The sequence below is a fragment of the Acidiphilium sp. C61 genome, assembly GCF_905116885.1.
Taxonomy (GTDB): Bacteria; Pseudomonadota; Alphaproteobacteria; order Acetobacterales; family Acetobacteraceae; genus Acidiphilium.
Map to the genome: position 1 here is coordinate 2058741 of NZ_CAJHNI010000005.1, position 18262 is coordinate 2077002.

The 18262-nt window shown below is 68.6% G+C and carries 13 protein-coding genes; 3 read left to right on the forward strand and 10 right to left on the reverse strand.

Going from position 1 to position 18262, the window contains the following annotated elements:
- Complete coding sequence (locus HUW10_RS12515; RefSeq protein WP_174503810.1) at positions 1-924, reverse strand: carbohydrate ABC transporter permease; 924 nt, start codon at positions 922-924, stop codon at positions 1-3.
- A 24-nt stretch (positions 925-948) separates the two neighbouring features.
- Positions 949-2256, reverse strand: coding sequence for an ABC transporter substrate-binding protein (locus HUW10_RS12520; RefSeq protein ID WP_174503811.1), 1308 nt, complete (start codon positions 2254-2256; stop codon positions 949-951).
- Between the two features lie 164 nt (positions 2257-2420).
- Here HUW10_RS12520 and HUW10_RS12525 point away from each other — a divergent pair, with 164 nt between their 5' ends.
- Positions 2421-3518, forward strand: a complete 1098-nt coding sequence (locus HUW10_RS12525; protein WP_174503812.1) for an ABC transporter ATP-binding protein — start codon at positions 2421-2423, stop codon at positions 3516-3518.
- A gap of 58 nt (positions 3519-3576) precedes the next feature.
- Here the strand turns inward: HUW10_RS12525 and HUW10_RS12530 are convergent, their stop codons facing one another.
- Both HUW10_RS12530 and HUW10_RS12535 read right to left on the reverse strand, forming a co-directional pair.
- Positions 3577-4842, reverse strand: a complete 1266-nt coding sequence (locus HUW10_RS12530; RefSeq protein ID WP_174503813.1) for an MFS transporter — start codon at positions 4840-4842, stop codon at positions 3577-3579.
- A 90-nt stretch (positions 4843-4932) separates the two neighbouring features.
- The gene (locus HUW10_RS12535; protein WP_236656373.1) at positions 4933-5487 is read right to left on the reverse strand and encodes a winged helix DNA-binding protein; all 555 of its coding nucleotides are present in this window, start codon (positions 5485-5487) and stop codon (positions 4933-4935) included.
- Between the two features lie 116 nt (positions 5488-5603).
- Between HUW10_RS12535 and HUW10_RS12540 the strand changes: the two genes are divergently transcribed.
- Entirely contained in the window at positions 5604-9248 is a 3645-nt protein-coding gene (locus HUW10_RS12540; RefSeq protein WP_174503814.1) for a hydantoinase B/oxoprolinase family protein, read from the forward strand.
- A gap of 167 nt (positions 9249-9415) precedes the next feature.
- Positions 9416-10170 (forward strand): IS5 family transposase gene (locus HUW10_RS12545; RefSeq protein WP_371808629.1). Its coding sequence is split into 2 segments (ribosomal slippage): positions 9416-9736 and positions 9739-10170, totalling 753 coding nucleotides; the frame shifts between segments, so codons are not numbered across the junction.
- Between the two features lie 113 nt (positions 10171-10283).
- Here the strand turns inward: HUW10_RS12545 and HUW10_RS12550 are convergent.
- The 6 genes from HUW10_RS12550 to HUW10_RS12575 all read right to left on the reverse strand — a co-directional run bounded on the left by HUW10_RS12550 (position 10284) and on the right by HUW10_RS12575 (position 18260).
- Positions 10284-11714 (reverse strand): aldehyde dehydrogenase family protein, encoded by a 1431-nt coding sequence (locus HUW10_RS12550; protein ID WP_174503816.1) that lies wholly within the window; start codon positions 11712-11714, stop codon positions 10284-10286.
- Between the two features lie 25 nt (positions 11715-11739).
- Entirely contained in the window at positions 11740-13365 is a 1626-nt protein-coding gene (locus HUW10_RS12555) for a GMC family oxidoreductase (RefSeq protein ID WP_174503817.1), read from the reverse strand.
- 148 nt (positions 13366-13513) lie between these two features.
- A complete protein-coding gene (locus tag HUW10_RS12560) occupies positions 13514-14134 on the reverse strand; it encodes a hypothetical protein (RefSeq protein ID WP_174503818.1) in 621 nt (206 codons plus the stop codon).
- Entirely contained in the window at positions 14127-14846 is a 720-nt protein-coding gene (locus HUW10_RS12565; RefSeq protein WP_174503819.1) for a hypothetical protein, read from the reverse strand. The genes HUW10_RS12560 and HUW10_RS12565 overlap by 8 nt, the downstream gene beginning before the upstream one ends.
- A 76-nt stretch (positions 14847-14922) precedes the next feature.
- Positions 14923-16902 carry a phosphoenolpyruvate--protein phosphotransferase gene (gene ptsP / locus HUW10_RS12570; protein WP_217425398.1) on the reverse strand — a complete coding sequence of 660 codons (1980 nt, stop codon included), beginning with the start codon at positions 16900-16902 and terminating at the stop codon, positions 14923-14925.
- Entirely contained in the window at positions 16899-18260 is a 1362-nt protein-coding gene (locus HUW10_RS12575; RefSeq protein WP_174503821.1) for an acetoin dehydrogenase dihydrolipoyllysine-residue acetyltransferase subunit, read from the reverse strand. Before HUW10_RS12575 ends, ptsP begins: the two co-directional genes overlap by 4 nt.
- Positions 18261-18262 lie beyond the last annotated feature (2 nt).

Consider the following 18262-nt stretch of genomic DNA (forward strand, 5'->3'; position numbering starts at 1 on the left):
TCAGCGTCCCTCCCGTGTCGAGCGCAGGGCGATGAAGGCGAGGATCAGCATGATCGGGATCACCGAGGCGGCGATCGCGGCACCCTGGCCGAGCGTGCCGCCATTGATCGCGCGCTGATAGGCGAGGGTGGTGAAGACCTGCGTCGCGTTCAGCGGGCCGCCGCGCGTCATCGTCCAGATCAGCTGGAAGTCGGTGACAGTCCAGATCGTCGAGAACGACAGCAGGATCGTCGTCACCGGCAGCAGCAGCGGCCAGATGATGCGGCGGAAGATGGTGAAGCGCGTCGCCCCGTCGATCGAGGCGGCCTCGATCAAGTCCTTCGGGATCGCGGTGAGCCCCGCGAGATAGCCCATCGCGAAATAGGGAATGCCGCGCCAGACATTGACGACGATGAGCGAAATGCGCGCCGGCCAGGTTTCGCCGAGGAAGTTGATGTAGCTGTGGATCAGGCCGAGCTTCATCAGCAGCCAGCTGATCGCCGAGAATTGCGGGTTGAGCAGCCAGTTCCAGGCCAATGCTGCGAGCACCGTGGGCGCGACCCAGGGCAGCAGCATGATCGCGCGGGCGGCGCGGTAGCCGCGGAAGCGGCGGTTGAGCAGCAGCGCGAGGCCGAGCCCGAGGAAGAGCTTCAGCGCCTCGGAGCAGATCGTGTACATCAGCGCGTAGAAGATCGCGCCCTGATAGACGGGGTCGTGGAACAGCTGGATATAGTTGCGCAGGCCAACGAAATGCGCCGGCGAGCCGAGCACCGCGTCGCTCAGGCTCAGCCAGATGCCGAGCCCGAGCGGATAGGCGAGCAGAAGAATGAGGATCAGGCTCGCGGGGGCGGCGAGGATCAGGCCGAGGACGTTCGGCCGGTCCAGCATCCGCCGGAGCCACGAGCCGCTGGGCCGGCCGGCGAGGGCAGGCGACGACGATGACATGCGCTTGCCCTGCCGGCCGTCGGATCAGGCGCCGTAGATTTCGCGAAGCTGCTGGGCGGCGCGTTTCGCCGCCTCCTGCGGCGCGGTGCCGTGGACGCAGACATCGGCGAACATGTTGACGATGACGAAATCGTTCAGCGCGGTGGCGGCGGCGCGGCCGGGCTTGCCGGCATAGCCTTCGGGCAGGTTGTCCACCAGCGCGTCGCGATACGGGGTGATGTTCGGGTTCGAGGTCCAGACCGGCAGTTTCGCATAGTCCTTCAGCGCCGGGGTGACATAGCCGAACATCGCCGTCAGCCACGGCGCCATCTGCGGCTTCTCGGACATGAAGCGGAGATATTCCTTGGCCGCGTTCGGGTATTTCGAATACTTGAAGATGAAGGCCTGCGAGAACAGGTTGAACATCGTCTGATGTCCGACCGGGCCGACCGGCATCGGCGCGTTCCGCGTGTCCTTGTAGATCTCGGGGAATTTCTCCTTCGCGACATACCAGATGCTGATGCCGTTGATCGTCGCGCTGATCTGGCCGGCGAGGAAGGCCTGGTTGTTGTTGATGTCGAGCCAGGAGGAGACGCCCGGAATCATCGTCTCATACAGCGCCTTGGCGTATTTCAGCGCCTCGTAGGTTTCCTTCGATTCGATCGTGACCTTGTTGTTCTCGTCGACCTGCTTGCCGCCGAAGCCCCACAGCACCCAGTGCGTCCAGGTATTGGCGTCGCCGACCGCATGGCCGAGGGCGAGGCCGATCGGGTGGTTCTGCTTCTTCAGCTTGCGGGAGAGATCGAGGAAGCCGTCGAAATCCTTGGGGAAGGTGTCGTAGCCGGCTTCCTTCACCCAGCTTTCGCGATAGGCGACCGCATCGCCCGGCCCGCCGATCGGCACCGCGATCCAGCGCTTCTGATCGTCGTCATAACCGTAGGTGCGGGCAATGTTGTAGAACCCGCCATAGGTTTTCTCGAGATAGCCGCAGACGTCGGAAACGTCGACCAGCTTGTCGGGATAGATGAACGGATCGTCGTAGAAGCCCATGATGATGTCGGGGCCCGAGCCGAGCTGTGCGGCGAGGCCGGATTTCGCCTGCACCTCGTCCCAGCTGATCTCCTGGATCGAGACCGGCACGCCGGTCGCCTTGGTGAAGGCTTCGGAGTTCAGCTTCCATTGCTTGTCATCGGCGCCGACGAAGCCGGTCCAGCGCAGCATCTGCAGGTGCGCGCCCTTTTCGATCGGCAGCATCGGCTTGTAGCCGGCCATGGCGATGTCCGGCGCCACACCGGCGGCGAGCGCCCCGGCGGCCGTGAGTTGCATCAGGCGCCGGCGAGAAAATTCCGTCATCTGCGTTCCTCCCAAGGGATTTTATCTTGTCCGTTGGCGTATTTTATACAAAACATACAGAAAGAGGCAACGATGAATTTCCATCCGGCCGCGCGGCCCATCGCCGCCGGGTCGGAACGTCGGGGCAAAACGGGAACAGGAAACGGGGAAGCGCAACCGCGATCATGGCACACGTATCATTGCGACAGGTCGTCAAATCCTATGGCGGCGCGCTGCAGGCGGTGAAGGGCATCGACCTGGAGATCGAGGATCGGGAGTTCGTCGTGCTCGTCGGCCCCTCCGGCTGCGGCAAGACGACGACGCTGCGCATGGTCGCCGGGCTTGAGAGCGTGACCGGCGGCGAGATCCGCATCGGCGATCGCGTCGTCAACGACCTGCCGGCGCGCGACCGCGACATCGCGATGGTGTTCCAGAACTACGCGCTCTACCCGCATCTGACCGTGTTCGAGAACATCGCCTTCGGCTTGCGCGTGCGCGGCCACACCGAGGCCGATATCGATGCGCGGGTGAACGAGGCGGCGCGGATTCTCGGCATCGGCGATTTCCTCAGGCGCAAGCCCAAGGAACTCTCGGGCGGGCAGCGCCAGCGCGTGGCGATGGGCCGGGCGATCGTGCGGCATCCGCAGGTCTTCCTGTTCGACGAGCCGCTGTCCAATCTCGATGCCAAGCTGCGCGCGCAGATGCGCACCGAGATCAAGCGTATCCACCAGACCGTGCAGGCGACGACGATCTATGTCACCCACGACCAGGTGGAGGCGATGACGCTGGCGGACCGGATCGTGATGATGAATCACGGGCGGATCGAGCAGATCGGTACGCCGGATGATTTGTATCACCGCCCGGTGTCGCGCTTCGTCGCCGGGTTCATCGGCAGTCCGCCGATGAATTTCTTCGATTGCACGCTGGCCGGCGACGAGGCCGGGCTGCGGCTGCGCCTTGCCGACGGCACCGAACTCGGCGTGCCGCAGGAGCGCGTCGCGCGATACCTGCCGCACCGGGAGAAAAAGATGGTCTTCGGCATCAGGCCAGAAAATCTCGGCCTCGCCGATGCCGCAGCACCGGCGGAGCGGTTCATGCCCTGCCGGGTCGAGGTGGTGGAGCCGCTGGGCGCGGATACGCTGCTCTATTTCCGCATCGGCGAAACCTTCGCCTGCGCCCGGGTCGATCCGCACGCGCCGGCTTCGGTGGGCGCCACCCTCCCGCTCGCGCCGGACATGGCGCGGATGCACCTGCTCGACGCGGAGAGCGGCCTCGTCGTGTAGCCGCCGCGCGCACCCGCAGGAGGGTGCGCGCGACTTTCGCTGTGGCTCTGCCGCGTCCTTACGCGGTCAGCACGCGCCCCCGTGTCTCCGGCAAGGCGAGCGCGGCAAGGAAGAACAGGCTGTAGGCCGCAACCGCGAAAATCGCGATGGCGTTGCCATAGCCCACCGATTTGGTGAGAAAGCCGATCAGCGCCGGAAACAGCGCGCCGAGGCCGCGGCCGAAATTGTAGCAGAACCCCTGGCCCGAGCCGCGCAGGCGGGTCGGGAACAGCTCGGTCAGGAACGGCCCCATGCCCGAGAAATAGCCGCTGGCGAAGAAGCCGACGGGAAAGCCGAGGATCAGCATCGCATCGTTGGGAATGTCGATCTGGGTATAGGCGACGATGGTGACGATCGCGCCCGCCGAGAAGATCAGGAACAACATGCGCCGCCCGAGCCGGTCGGACAGCCAGGCCCCGGTCAGGTAGCCGGCGAAGCTGCCGAGAATCAGCACCGCGAGATAGGGCGTGGTGCCGACGATGCTCAGATGCCGGTCCACCTTCAGGAAGGTCGGCATCCAGAAGGTGATGGCGTAATAGCCGCCCTGCGCGCCGGTGGAGAGCAGCGCGCCGAGAATGGTGACGAAAAGGGTTTCGCGCCCGAAGATCGCCAGCGGTCCCGGCGAGGCGTTCCGCCGCGCGGCGATGGCGATCTCCGGCTCGGCGACGTTGCGCCGCAGATAGAGCACCAGCAGCGCCGGCAACGCGCCGATCGCGAACATCACCCGCCAGGCAATCGCCGCGGGGGCCAGCGAAAACACGATTGCCTGCGACAGTACGGCAAGCCCCCAGCCCACCGCCCACGCCGATTGCACCGACCCCACCGCGCGCCCGCGATAGGCCGGGCGGATGACCTCGCCCATCAGGATGGCGCCGGCCGCCCACTCGCCGCCGAAGCCGAAGCCGAGCAGGGTGCGGGTGATGACGAGCTGGTCGAAATTCTGCGCCAGGGCAGAGAGCAGGCTGAAGGCGGAGAACCACAGGATGGTGATCTGCAGCACCTTCACCCGGCCGATGCGGTCGGACACGTAGCCGGCAATCCAGCCGCCGACGGCGGAGGCCAGCAGGGTCAGCGTCGCCGCCAGCCCGGCCGGGCCGGGTGCGACCGACCATTGATGCATGATCGTGCCGATCACTAGCGGGTAGATCATGAAATCCATCCCGTCGAGGCCCCAGCCGCTGGCGCAGGCGCGGAAGGTGCGCCACTCCACCGGGTTCATCTCCCTGAAAAAATCACCCAGCCCGCCGCGCGAAGCGGCCTCCTCCACGTTTGTCTCGCTCGCCATTGTCGTTTCCTCCGGTTGTTGGACTGTTGCGTTGTTAGAGCACTTTTCGATCCTGTCGGATCGGCTGTCGTGCGCTATGTTGTTAATGCTCTAGAATGTCGCAGCCGCGCGCGCCGCCTGGTTATAGATGCCGGACAGGGCACGCAGAACCGTTGCTACCTCGTCGAGTGCAGCCTCGCCAGGCCCGGTCGCGGCAGCCGCCTCGACCAGCAGCCGCTCGCGGATCTCGCCGTAGCGGGTGCAGAGCGCGATGCCGGCGGCGCTGGCGCTCACCCGCTTTTCCTTGCCCGCGCGCTCGACCTCGATCAGCCCGGCCGCCGCCAGCTTGCGCAGCGCGTAGGTGACGAGATGCGTCTCCTCGATATCGAGCACGAGCATGATGTCGGCGATCTGCTTCGGCCGGTCGCGATGGCGGACGGTATGGAGGATCAGCACTTCGAGCGGCGAGAGCCCCGGCAGCCCGGCCGCCGCCATGCAGCGGACCATCCAGCGCTGATAGGCCATCGTCGCGAGGTTGAGGCCGAATTCCACCGCCGACAATCCGGGCGATCGGCCCGCCGCCAGATGCGCGGAAGACACCACGGGCTCTGTCGTCGCCTTGCGCGCGGTTTCCTGCGCCGCGTTGCGTCCGGGTTTTGCCGCCAAGACCGCCTCCTCGATTTTATTGCGGTCTAACATTGACAATTTATCGATAAATCGTCAATAAAAAATATGAATGGTGCCCTCGCTCGCAATGGGTGCCCGGCAGGGGAGGAACCCGCATGCAGACCGGACCGGCGACCGCTTCATCCGAACCCGCGTCCCGCTGGCGATTCTGGATCGACCGCGGCGGCACCTTCACCGATATCGTGGCGATCGCACCTGACGGCGCGCGGCGGACGCTCAAGCTGCTGTCCGAAAACCCCGGCAGCTACGATGACGCGGCGATCGCCGGAATCCGTCGCTGCCTCGGCCTCGGGCCGGACGATGCGGTGCCGGTGGATGCGATCGAGGCGGTCAAGATGGGTACCACGGTCGCCACCAACGCGCTGCTCGAGCGCAAGGGCGCGCGGGTGCTGCTGCTGACCGATCGCGGCTTGGGCGATGTGTTGCGGATCGGCACCCAGGCGCGGCCCGACCTCTTTGCGTTCGACATCCGGCTGCCGAGCATGCTCTACGAGCGCGTGGCCGAAATCGGCGGGCGCATCGGCGCCGATGGCGCCGAGATCGAGACGCTCGACGAAGCGGCGGCGATCGCGGCGCTGAGCGGCGCGCGGGCGGCGGGGATCGAGAGCGTCGCCATCGCGCGGATGCACGCGTGGCGCCATCCGGCGCATGAGAAGCGGCTCGCGCAACTCGCCGCCGATCTCGGCTTCCGGCAGATCTCCGCGAGCCATGCGGTCAGCCCGGTGCTCCGGCTGGTCCCGCGCGGCGACACCACGGTGGCGGATGCCTATCTCTCGCCCGTCCTGCGCCGCTATGTCGATCGTGTCGCCGCCGGCCTGCCGGGCGCGCGGCTGTTCTTCATGCAGTCGCATGGCGGCCTCGCCGAGGCGCATCACTTCACCGGCAAGGATGCGATCCTCTCCGGCCCGGCCGGCGGCATCGTCGGCGCCGTCCGCACCGCTCAGATGGCCGGGATCGACCGCATCATCGGCTTCGACATGGGCGGCACCTCCACCGATGTCGCGATCCATGACCGTGCCTACGAGCGCAGCCTCGAGACCGAAATCGCCGGCGTGCGGCTGCGGGTGCCGATGCTGTCGATCAACACCGTCGCCGCCGGCGGCGGCTCGGTTCTCGGCTTCGACGGCGCCCGTCTGCGCGTCGGGCCCGACAGTGCGGGGGCCAATCCCGGCCCCGCCTGCTACCGGCTGGGCGGTCCACTGACCGTGACCGACGCCAATCTCTTCCTCGGCAAGCTCGCGCCGCATCACTTCCCGAAGATTTTCGGCCCCACCCATGACGAGGCGCTGGATGAAGCGGTGGTGGAGCAGAAATTCACCGCGCTGGCCGCCGAAATCGCCGCCGCGACCGGCACCGCGCAGACGCCGGAGCGCATCGCCGAGGGGTTCATCAGCATCGCCGTCGCGCATATGGCGCAGGCCATCAAGCAGATCTCGATCCAGAAGGGGCGCGACCCGGCGGCATTCGCGCTCGCCTGTTTCGGCGGCGCCGGCGGTCAGCACGCATGCCTCGTCGCCGAGGCGCTGGGCATGCGGACCATCCTGATCCACCCGCTCGCCGGCGTGCTGTCGGCCTATGGCATGGGTCTGGCCGACCAGATCGTGCTGCGCGAGCAGGCGGTGGAACGCGAACTGAGCGCCGATTCCGTGGCCGCGATCGAGGCGGTGGCTGACAGCCTCGCCCGCACCGCCGCCACCGCCCTGGCCGAGCAGGGGGTCGATCCCGGCGTCGTCAGGACGCTGCGCCGCGTCCAGCTGCGCTATGCCGGCACCGACACGCCCCTGCCGGTGACGCTGGACGATGCAAACGCCATGCGCGCCGCGTTCGAGGCAGCACATCGCCGCCTGTTCGGCTTCGTCGCGGCGGACCGCGCGCTGATCGTCGAGAGCGTCGAGGTCGAGGCCGTGGCGCCGGGCGAGACAGTGACAGAGCAGATTCTGCCCGCCCGCGCGTCCGGCCGGCCGGAACCGATCGACCATATCCGCCTCTACAGCCGCGGCACCTGGCACGATGCCCCGGTCTTCGACCGCGAGGCCCTGTTCGCCGGCGATACGGTGGACGGCCCGGCGATGCTGCGCGAGGCCAACGCCACCACCATCGTCGAGCCCGGCTGGCGCGCCAAGATCACCCCGCACAATCACCTGCTCATCACGCACCGCGCCGCCGGCAGGGCGGCTAACGGCGCCGATGACGCCAGCCTCGATCCGGTGCGCCTCGAACTGTTCAACAACATGTTCATGGCCGTCGCCGAGCAGGCCGGGGCGGTGCTGCGCAACACCGCAAGCAGCGTCAACATCAAGGAGAGGCTCGATTTCTCCTGCGCGCTGTTCGATGCCGAGGGCAATCTCGTGGCGAATGCGCCGCATGTCCCGGTGCATCTCGGCGCGATGGGCGAAAGCGTGCGGACCGTGCTGCGCCGCCGCGGCGCGGCGCTCGGGCCGGGCGATGCCATCGCGCTGAACAACCCGTTCGACGGCGGCACGCATCTGCCGGACATCACCGTCATTACCCCGATCTTTGACGATGCGGGCACCACGCTGCGCGGCTTTCTGGCGTCGCGCGGGCATCACGCCGATATCGGCGGCCGCACCCCGGGGTCGATGCCGCCTTTCGCCACCACGCTGGAAGAGGAAGGCGTGGTGATCGACGACATGAAGCTGGTCGATGCCGGCGTGTTCCAGGAGGAGGCGCTGCGCGCGGTGCTCTCCGGCGCCGCCTATCCGGCCCGCAACCCCGATGAATGCGTGGCCGATCTCAAGGCCCAGCTCGCCGCCAATGAAGCGGGCATCGCCGCGTTCCGGGCCATGGTCGACCAGTATGGCTGGCCCACCGTCGCCGCCTACACCGCGCATGTGATGAACAACGCCGAGGCCTCGGTCCGTCGCGCCATCGGCCGGCTGCGCGACGGCAGCTGGGACTACCGGATGGACGATGGCGCGCGGCTCATGGTCGCCATCAGGGTCGACCGCGCCGCCGGCACCGCCACCATCGATTTCACCGGCACCGCGCCGCAGCACAAGGGCAATTTCAACGCCCCGCCCGCCGTCACCCGCGCGGCCGTGCTCTACGTGTTCCGCTGCCTCGTCGATGATGCAATCCCGCTCAACGAAGGCTGCCTCCGGCCGCTGACCATCATCATCCCGCCCGGCAGTTTCCTCAACCCCGCACCCGGTGCCGCGGTGGTCGCCGGCAATACCGAGGTCAGCCAGGCGGTGACGGCGGCGCTGCTCGGCGCGCTCGGCGTCGTCGCCTCGGCGCAGGCGACGATGAACAACCTGCTCTTCGGCAATGCCCGCCACCAATATTACGAAACCATCTGCGGCGGCGCCGGCGCCGGGCCGGATTTCGACGGGTGCGACGCCGTCCATACCCACATGACAAATACGCGCATGACCGATCCCGAGGTGCTGGAACTCCGCTACCCGGTGCGCGTCGAAACCTTCGAGATCAGGCGGGGCTCCGGCGGCGCCGGGCGGCATCGCGGCGGCGATGGCGTGCGCCGCAGGCTGCGCTTCCTCGAACCGATGACCGTGACGATCCTCGCCTCGCGCCGCACCGTGCCGCCCTTCGGCATGGATGGCGGCGCCCCCGGCGCGGCCGGCCGGCAATGGGTCGAGCGCGCGGAAGTTGGCGGCGAGGTCAGGATCGAGCCCATGGGTGGCCGCGACCAGGCGACGATTGCCGCCGGCGATGCCGTCGTCATCGAAACCCCCGGCGGCGGCGGTTACGGCAACCCGTAGAGCATCATCCGATCAGATGGAATCATCTGATCGGATAAAGATGCTCGACTTATCAATATGATAGAGCACGACATCCGATCCATCAGGATCGGAAAGTGCTCTAGGTTCTGTACCTATTGCCATGACTACGGGGCGTCTGATTCAAGTCTGTTTGGAGGACTTGGAACATGGCGGAACTTTTCTGGCTGAACAACACGCAATGGGCTGCGATCGAACCATTGCTGCCGAAGCTTGGCGGCAAGCCTCGGGTTGATGACCGCCGGGTGCTGAGCGGCATCCTGCATCGCTTTCGCGAGGGCTTGCGATGGCGAGCGCTTCCTGAGGCCTATGGGCCACGAACCACTGTGTTCAACCGGTTCAACCGCTGGAGCCAGCGTGGCCTCTGGCAGGAGATCTTCGCGGCGCTTGTCGCCTGCGCGGATCCGCCGCGCATCGCCATGGTGGACAGCACCTCGGTTCGGGCACATCGCGCGGCCGCGGGCGGTAAAGGGGGGCGCAAAGCCAGGCCATCGGCCGGTCGAGGGGTGGACGGACGACCAAGATCCACGCCGTCGCAGATGAGCAGGGACGCATCGCCGCACTCCTCCTGACGCCAGGACAGGCCTCCGACATCAGCGGCGCGAGGGCGCTTCTGCCCACAATACCGCCACCAGAAGAGCTGATCGCCGACAAAGCCTACGACGCTGATGATCTTCGCGCCTTCCTCACCCGCCAAGGCACCAGGCCGGTGATCTCGCCCATGCCCAACCGCCGCGCCATTCCGCACTTCGACCCCGTCGCCTACAGAAAGCGCAATCTCATCGAACGCGCCTTCTGTAGGCTCAAGGACTGGCGCGCCATCGCCACACGATATGACAAAACCGCACGAAATTTCCTCGCTGGTATTTGCCTCGTCCTCGCCGTCACATCATGGATCAGTTGAGTCCAGAACCTAGAGCATCATCCGATCAGATGGAATCATCTGATCGGATAAAGATGCTCGACTTATCAATATGATAGAGCACGACATCCGATCCATCAGGATCAGAACGTGCTCTAGACCAGCCGCAGCACCGCTTTCACCATCATCCGCACCCGCTTCGTATAGGGCGGGAACAGCATCGGCGTTGCCGAGGCGACATCGCGCAGCACCGCGCGCTCGTGGCTGAAGGCGCGGAAGCCGTAAATCCCGTGCGCGTTGCCGATCCCCGAATTGTTCACCCCGCCGAAGGGCAGGTTGCCGTGCATGAAGTGCAGCATGGTGGTGTTGATGCCCACCCCGCCCGATGATGTCTCGCCGATCACCCGATCGATCACGCGCTGGTCGCGCGCGAAGATGTAGAGCGCGAGCGGCTTCGGCGCCGCGTTGATCGCCGCGATCGGCCCGGCGATGTCGCGGAACGGGATCACCGGCAGCACCGGGCCGAAGATTTCCTCCTGCATCACCGCAGACTCCCGCGGCGCACCGGAAACGAAGGCCGGCGCGATCAGCCGCCGCGCCCGGTCCGCCGCCCCGCCCTCGACAGTCGCGCCCTCGATCGTAGCACCCCGGCCGCGCGCATCGTCGAGCAGGCGGAGGATGCGGTCGAAATGCCGCTCGTTGATGATCCGTCCGTAATCCGCGCCGGGCGGCGCGCCATACATCCGCGCCGTCTCCGCCCGCACCCGGCGCACCAGCTCGTCATGCACCGCCTCGTGGACATGAAGATGATCCGGCGCGATGCAGGTCTGCCCGCAATTGGTGAACTTGCCCCAGGCGATCGCCTTCGCCGCCCGCGCCAGGTCCGCCCCTTCATCGACGATCACCGGAGACTTGCCGCCAAGCTCCAGCGTCACCGAGCTCAGATGCCGCGCCGCCGCCGCCATCACCACCTTGCCGATCGCCGGGCTGCCGGTGAAGAAGATATGGTCGAACGGCAGGTCGAGCAGCGCGGTCGCCACCGCCGCATCCCCCTCGACCACGGAAACCTCCTCGGGCGGGAAGGCCTCGGCGAGCATCCCGGCAAGTGCCGCGGAGGTCGCCGGCGCCATCTCCGAGGGTTTCACGATCGCGGTATTCCCCGCCGCGATCGCCGAGGCCAGCGGGCCGAGGGCGAGGTTCACCGGATAGTTCCACGGCGAGATGATCAGGCACACGCCGCGCGGCTCGTGGCGGATGCGCGCCCGCGTGCCGAGGGTGGCCAGCGTCGGCGCCGCGCGCTGCGGCGTCATCCACGCTTTCAGATGCCGCCGCGCATGGCGGAGTTCCGCGAGCACCGGCAGGATCTCCGAGAGGTCCGCCTCCGTTTCGGGCTTGCCGAGATCGTCCTGCAAGGCGGCGTAAAGCCTTGGGCGCCAGGCCTGCACCGCTGCCTCCAGCGCCCGCAGCTTGCCGATCCGCGCCGCCGCATCCGATCCGCGCAGCGCGAGCGCCCGCGCCCGCTGGCCGGCGAAGATCGCCTCCAGCCCCGCGATCCCGCCCGATATCGTCGTCCCGATCACGTCCATCCCTACTCTCCTCGCTGCGGTTGCCTCAGCCCGTCGCCGCCGGCGGCGCGTTGCGCGCGGCGCGGATGAACCCCGCCGCCTTCTCGCCGATCACCATGCAGGGCGCGCTGGTGTTGCCGCCGATCAGCCGCGGCATGATCGAGGCATCGGCCACCCGCAGACCGTCGATCCCGCGCACACGCAACCGGTCATCGACCACGGCCATCCCGTCCTGGCCCATCCGGCAGGTGCCCACCGGATGATAGATGGTTTCCGCCCCGGCGCGAATGAAATCGATCAGCGCCGCATCGTCCTGTCGCGCCGGCCCCGGATCGATCTCCCGCCCGCCGCTGAGGGAAGCGATCGCTGGGCTCGCCATGATCCGCCGGCCGAGCTTCAGCCCCGCGAGCAGCTCGCCGAGATCGTCCGGATGGCTGAGATAGGCGGGATCGATCACCGGCTCGGCGAACGGATCGGCGGAGCGCAGCGTGATGCTGCCGCGGCTCTTGGGCCGCAACTGGCAGCAATGCAGCGTCATCCCATGCCCCCAGACCGGCTTGCGCCCATGGTCGCGCAGGATCGTCGGCAGGAAATGGAACTGGATTTCCGGCCGCCGCGATTCCGGCGTCAGCCGCGCGAAGCCGCCCGCCTCCGCCGCGTTGGACTGGAACATCCCGCTCCCATTGCGGCGATATTCGAAGAACGCCGCAATCGCGCGCGGCAGGGTGTTGCCCGCCACCCCGATGGAATTGCCGCTCCGGTCGGGCACGATCACCGAGACGTCGAGATGGTCCTGCAGATTGGCGCCGACGCCGGGAAGCTCATGCACAAGCTCCACCCCGGCTCGCGCCAGCACCTCCCGCGGGCCGATGCCCGAGAGCTGCAGCAGTTGCGGCGAGTTGATCGCCCCGCCGCACAGGATCACCTCCCGCCGCGCCGCGATCCGCCGCATCGTCCCGCCGATCCGCACCTCGACGCCCACGGCCCGTTTTCCTTCGAGCAACACCCGCGCGACATGCGCGCCGGTCTCGATCCGCAGGTTCGCCCGCTGGCGTATCCCGTCGAGAAACGCGCGGGCGGCGGAAAACCGCCGGCCCTGCTTCTGCGTCACCTGATAGGGACCGACGCCTTCCTGCGCCGCGCCGTTGAAATCCGGGTTGGCCGGCAGCCCGGCCTCGACGCCGGCGCGGATGAACGCCGCCCCGAGCGGGTTCGGGTTGCCGAGATCGGCGACATTCAGCTCCCCCGCATCGCCGTGGAACGCATCCGCCCCGCGCTCGTTGCGCTCCATCGCCCGGAAGAGCGGGAACACATCCTCCCACCCCCAGCCCGGCGCGCCGAGATCGCGCCACTCGTCATAATCCTCCGGATGGCCGCGCATGTAGATCATCGCATTGATCGAGGATGATCCGCCGAGCGTCTTGCCGCGCGGCCAATATAGCCGCCGGTTGTTCAGTTCCGCCTGCGGCGCCGTATGGTAATACCAATTATAGGTCTTGAACCGCAGCAGGCCGACAATGCCGAGCGGGATGTCGATCATGCGCGAATGGTCCGGCTTCCCGGCTTCCAGCAGGCAGACGCGAACCTGCGGATCGGCACTCAGCCGGTTGGCGATCACCGCACCGGCAGACCCCGCGCCCACCACCACGTAATCGAAACTCTCGCTGCTCACGGCTTGCATCCTCCTTCGCCGGCCGGGTGCGCTGCGCACCCTGCGATCATCCTGTCAGATGATTCCATCCGATCGGATGATGCTCTATATTGTTGATAACCAGAGCATCTTTATCCGCTCAGATGAGTCCATCCGATCGGATGATGCTCTAGGCCCGCGTCTCGTCCGCCTCCGGCTCCAGCAGCCAGCGGCCGACCCGGTAGCGGAACTGTTCGGGCACGAACCAGTTGGGCTCGTGGCCGAGCAGCTTCTGGAAAAACCCGGCGGAGAAGGCGTGATCCTCCTGCGCGTTCTCGCGGAACGACCACCACGAACGCAGATCCCCGACCCCCGGATCGATTGTGGTGGCGACATGATATTCCTGTTCCAGCGTCGCCGAATGGACGGTGAGGCAGAAGATCATGCAGGCATAGGCTTCCGGCCAGAACCCGCCGGGCATCTCGCGCCGCGCCCGCATCGGGCTGCCGCTGGTGCGGATCGGCAGGTCGGAGACCAGTTCGCGGAAGGCGAGCGAGGAGGCGAATTCGAGAAACGCCGCCCGTTCTTCCTTCGGCACCGGCCGCTGCCGGTCGAGCGCCTCCAGCCAGCGGATGAAGATCTGGGTCAGCTTGCTGTCGTCGATCTCGAAGGCGCAGCCAAGCTCCTCGCCGACGCGGCCGACCACCCGGGCGAAGGCGGCCCTGAACCAGCGCAGCCGGCGGGCGGCGACGCGCAGCGGCTCGTTGGTGGGCGGCAGGTCCGCCCGCGAGAAGACCGGCTCGTCAGACATTGTTGCGATACTTCTCGAGCAGCGCGACCAGCCCGGTCTCGTCCCGCTCGGCAAAGACGAAGGCGACGCGTTCGGCGATGGCGGCGGCGATGTCGGCGGCCGAGATCAGCGCCGCCTCGCTCTCCTCCGGGCTGCGTGCGACCAGCAGCCAGAGCATCACCGCGAAGATCGTCACCGGTCGCACCGCCGGTGCGGCGACGACGCAGCGCGGATCGACATGCGCGCCGCGGATCACCTGCCGGTCGACCAGCTGCATCGCCAGCCCCGCCGCGAGTTGCCCGCCGCTGGCCTGGCGCCGCCCGGGCAGCACCTGCCAGCGCTTCACCGCCTCGCGCGCGGCAAGCTCGCTGACGAACAGCGTGTCCGAGCCGATATGCTTCAGCACGAGGCTGAGCGCGGTATACAGCGTCGAGGCGAGCGAGGGGCCGATCGGCGCATTGCCGTGCAACTCGTCGAGCGTGGTGGTCAGGTCCTCTTCATGGCCGAAGGCCTGGCGCGCCGCGCGCGAGGCCATCCGGTCGAACTCCTCGGCGATCCGCTCCATCTCCGCGATCACCGCGGTCGCCAGCCGGGAAGCGATGCACATCTCGCCGCCGCCCATCGCGCCGCCGGCCACTTCCCGCGCCGTCTCTCCCCCGCGCCGGACGACGTGCCGCAGGCGCCGCAGGCCTTCGCGCAACGGCAGGGGATCGGGCTGAAAGGGCAGGTTCATCGCCATAGCCATCCATCGACTTGAACATTGACCGGCATATCACAGGCGGCGTGCGGTGCCGAGATGGCCCGCACCCTCAGATCAGCGTCACAACCTCCTTTGCCCGCAGCACCGCGGCCGGGGTCATGCTCAGCTCGGTCAGGCCGAGCTGCACGAATCGCGGAATGAGATCGGGCCGCGCCGCCGCCTCGCCGCACATGCACACCGGAATCCCCGCCCGCTGGCCTGCCGCCGCCACCATCTCGATCGCCCGCATCACCGCCGGATGATCCGGCCGGTTCAGCCCCGACACGCGCGGGTTCATCCGGTCGGCGGCCATGATGTATTGGGTGAGGTCGTTGGTGCCGATCGAGAAGAACGCGACCTCGGCGGCCAGGCTGTCGGCCAGCAGCGCCGCCGCCGGGGTCTCGATCATGATGCCGAGCGGAGGCACCGCGTGCGGAATGCCGGCGGCGGCGAGTGCCGCCCGGCAGGTCTCGATCAGGGCGCGGGTGCGGCGCAGCTCGTCCGGGTCGCTGACCATCGGCAGCATGATCCGCAGGTTGCCATGCACGGCGGCGCGCAGCAGGGCGCGCAGCTGCACCCCGAACAGCTCTGGCCGGTCGAGGCAGTAGCGCAGGCCGCGCCAGCCGAGGAACGGGTTGTCCTCGGCCGGAATGTCGATCCCCGGCACCGGCTTGTCGCCGCCGACATCGAGGGTGCGGATCGTGACGTGATGGCCCGGAAACGCGGTCGCGAGGCGCGCATAGGCCGCCACCTGCTCGTCCTCGCCCAGCGGGCGGCGCGCCTCGATGAACAGAAGCTCGGTGCGGAACAGCCCGATCCCCATCGCGCCTTCCTGCCGCGCCACCCCGATTTCGCCGACCGAGCCGAGATTGGCGGCGATCACGATCGCCTCGCCCGCGCGGGTGCGCGGCGCGACGTCGCGGAACCGGGCAAGCGCATCCCGCGCGGCGCTTTCCCCGCGCGCCCGCGCCCGCAGCGCCGAAAGCGTCGCCGCGTCGGGGTCGATCACCACGTCCCCGCAGCTGCCATCCAGCCCGATCATCGTGCCGTCCGCCACCTGTTCCAGCCCGGCAATGCCGAATACGGCCGGAATCCCCCGGGTGCGGGCGATGATCGCGGCATGGGCGGTGGCGGCGCCGCGCGTGCAGACGATGCCGCCGATCCGCGCGCCGGGCGCGCGCGCAAGATCCCAGGCGGTCAGTTCGTCGGCGATGATGATGGCGCCTTCCGCGATCGTCGCGATCGAGGGGTCCTGGCGGCCGAGACAGGCAAGGGCGATGGCGCGCGAGACGCTCAGCACATCCTCGGCGCGGGCCTGCATGTAGGCGTCGCTGAGGCCGGCGAAGGTGGCGGCAAGCTCGCCGCCGGCATCTAGCACGGCGGTCACCGCGTCCATCCCCTCGGCGATCCGCAGCCGGATGGCGGCATCGAGATCGGCGTCGCGCACGATTTCGACCAGCGCCGCGGCAATCCCGCCGATCTGCGCATCGTCGCTTTCCGGTGCGAGGGCGGTGCACTGCCCGAGTGAAGCTGCCGCCCGCGCCACCGCTGCGTCATACCGCGCCGCCTCGGCGGGGCGCGCGGCTTCCGGCACATGGTGATGTGGCGGCTCCAGCGTCTCGGGAAAATACCGGAAGGCCGGGCCGAGCGCCACGCCGGGGCTGGCACCGGTGCCGCGCCGCGCTGCCGGCGCCAGCGGTGCGGCCGCGCTGCCCGCAGCACCGGGCGATGCGGTGTCATGCGCGGCCGGGGGCGCGAGCGGCGATGAAGTGCCCTCGTCCTCGGTTTCGAGAAACCGCGTCAACTCCTCGAGCGCCGCCGCGGCATCGGCGCCCTCGGCGCGCAGCACGATCTCGGCGTTTTCCTTCACCGCGAGCAGCATCAGCTTCACCGCGTTCTTGGCGCTCGCGCTCTTGCCGCCATGGTCGAGCCAGAGCTCCGCCGCATAGCCCCGCGCCCGCTTGACGAACTGCGCCGCCGGCCGCGCGTGCAGCCCGTCGCGGATGCGGACGATGACGCGGCGTTCGAGGGTCAGATGATCGTCGCTCAACATGCAACCTCCGCGCGGTCCGGGTGGCTCGGCAGCCGCCCCTGCGCGCCGCGCAGGGTCTCGGCCAGGATGTCGGCAACCGCGCCGGTCGCCTCAATCTGCGGCATGTGGCCGCAGTCATCAAGCAGGTGCAGGGCGAAGCGCCCCGGCGCCGCGAGCGCGTGCCGCCAGGGAATGATCCGGTCCTGCCGCCCCCAGACGATCCGCGCCGGGGTGGCGATGGCGCCGCCCTGCCAGCGCAGCCGGGCCGATTGCGTGCCGTCGGGAAAGCACGCCGCAGCGAGGCGCCGGCGGAAGTCGCAGCGCTCTGGCGCTTCGCCGCCCTCCAGCGTCGCGCGCAACAGCGCGGCATCGGCGCGGGCGGGGTCTGCGAACAGACGCTCCATCCAGGGACGCAGGCTGTCCGGCGCGCGGGCGCGCAGGATCCCGTCAAGTGCTGCGGTGTCGATCTCGGCGCCGAGCCCGGCCGGGGCCAGCAGCACCAGCGAGGCCGCGTCGATCCGCCCATCGAGGGCGATCCGCGCCGCCAGCGCGCCGCCGAGCGAATGGCCGACCAGATGCGCGGCGCCGATGCCCTCCGCTCGCAGCCCGGCGATCGCGGCCTCGGCCAGCGCCTCGAAGGATGCCTCCCCGCTGTCGGGTGCCGCGCCGTGGCCGGGCAGGTCGAGGGCCAGCAGCGGCGGACAGGCCGCGCCGGCGCGCTGGGCGAGGGCCGCGATCAGCCCGTTCCAGGCCAGCGCCTCGGAGGCGAAACCGTGCAGGAACACCACCGGCGTAACATCCCGTCCGCCATCCCGCCCGCCGGCCCGCCGCACCGGCAGCAGGCCCGCGCGCGCCGTTGCGGCCGGCCGCGCCGCCCGGGACGCTGCATCCCGCGTGTGGCGGGCGACATCGAGCCGGGTGATCCGTCCGCGCGGCCCGGAGCCGGCGATGGCGGCGAGGTCCATCCCCTCGCTGCGGGCGAGCCGCCGCGCCAGCGGCGTTGCCCGCAGCAGTGCCGCGTCATCTGCCGCAACGGGTGCGGATATCGGCGCTGGCAGGGGCGCGGCCGGCGGCACCGGTGCCGGCGCGGAATCCGGTCCCGCGCTTGCGGCAGGTGCCGCCGCGGGTGCCGCCTCGCCGGGGGCGAGCAGATAGGCGACCACGCTGCCCACCGCGATCTCCCCTCCCTCCGGCCCGGCGACGATGTGCAGGATTCCCCCGGCGGTTGCCTCGATTTCCATCGCCGCCTTGCTGGTCTCGATCTCGAACAGCGGCGCGCCGGGCGTCACCGCCTCGCCCTCCTGCACGAGCCAGCGGGCGATCCGCCCGGCCTGCATGTCCATGTCGACACGCGGCAGGATGATCTCGACGGCCATGG

Excerpts from the sequence above, each read along its gene's own strand:
- HUW10_RS12530 (WP_174503813.1), bottom strand. The coding sequence starts at position 4,842 with ATGGCGAGCGAGACAAACGTGGAGGAGGCCGCTTCGCGCGGCGGGCTG.
- HUW10_RS12560 (WP_174503818.1), bottom strand. The coding sequence starts at position 14,134 with ATGTCTGACGAGCCGGTCTTCTCGCGGGCGGACCTGCCGCCCACCAAC.
- HUW10_RS12520 (WP_174503811.1), bottom strand. The coding sequence starts at position 2,256 with ATGACGGAATTTTCTCGCCGGCGCCTGATGCAACTCACGGCCGCCGGG.
- HUW10_RS12565 (WP_174503819.1), bottom strand. The coding sequence starts at position 14,846 with ATGAACCTGCCCTTTCAGCCCGATCCCCTGCCGTTGCGCGAAGGCCTG.
- HUW10_RS12525 (WP_174503812.1), top strand. The coding sequence starts at position 2,421 with ATGGCACACGTATCATTGCGACAGGTCGTCAAATCCTATGGCGGCGCG.
- HUW10_RS12540 (WP_174503814.1), top strand. The coding sequence starts at position 5,604 with ATGCAGACCGGACCGGCGACCGCTTCATCCGAACCCGCGTCCCGCTGG.
- HUW10_RS12575 (WP_174503821.1), bottom strand. The coding sequence starts at position 18,260 with ATGGCCGTCGAGATCATCCTGCCGCGTGTCGACATGGACATGCAGGCC.
- HUW10_RS12550 (WP_174503816.1), bottom strand. The coding sequence starts at position 11,714 with ATGGACGTGATCGGGACGACGATATCGGGCGGGATCGCGGGGCTGGAG.
- HUW10_RS12515 (WP_174503810.1), bottom strand. The coding sequence starts at position 924 with ATGTCATCGTCGTCGCCTGCCCTCGCCGGCCGGCCCAGCGGCTCGTGG.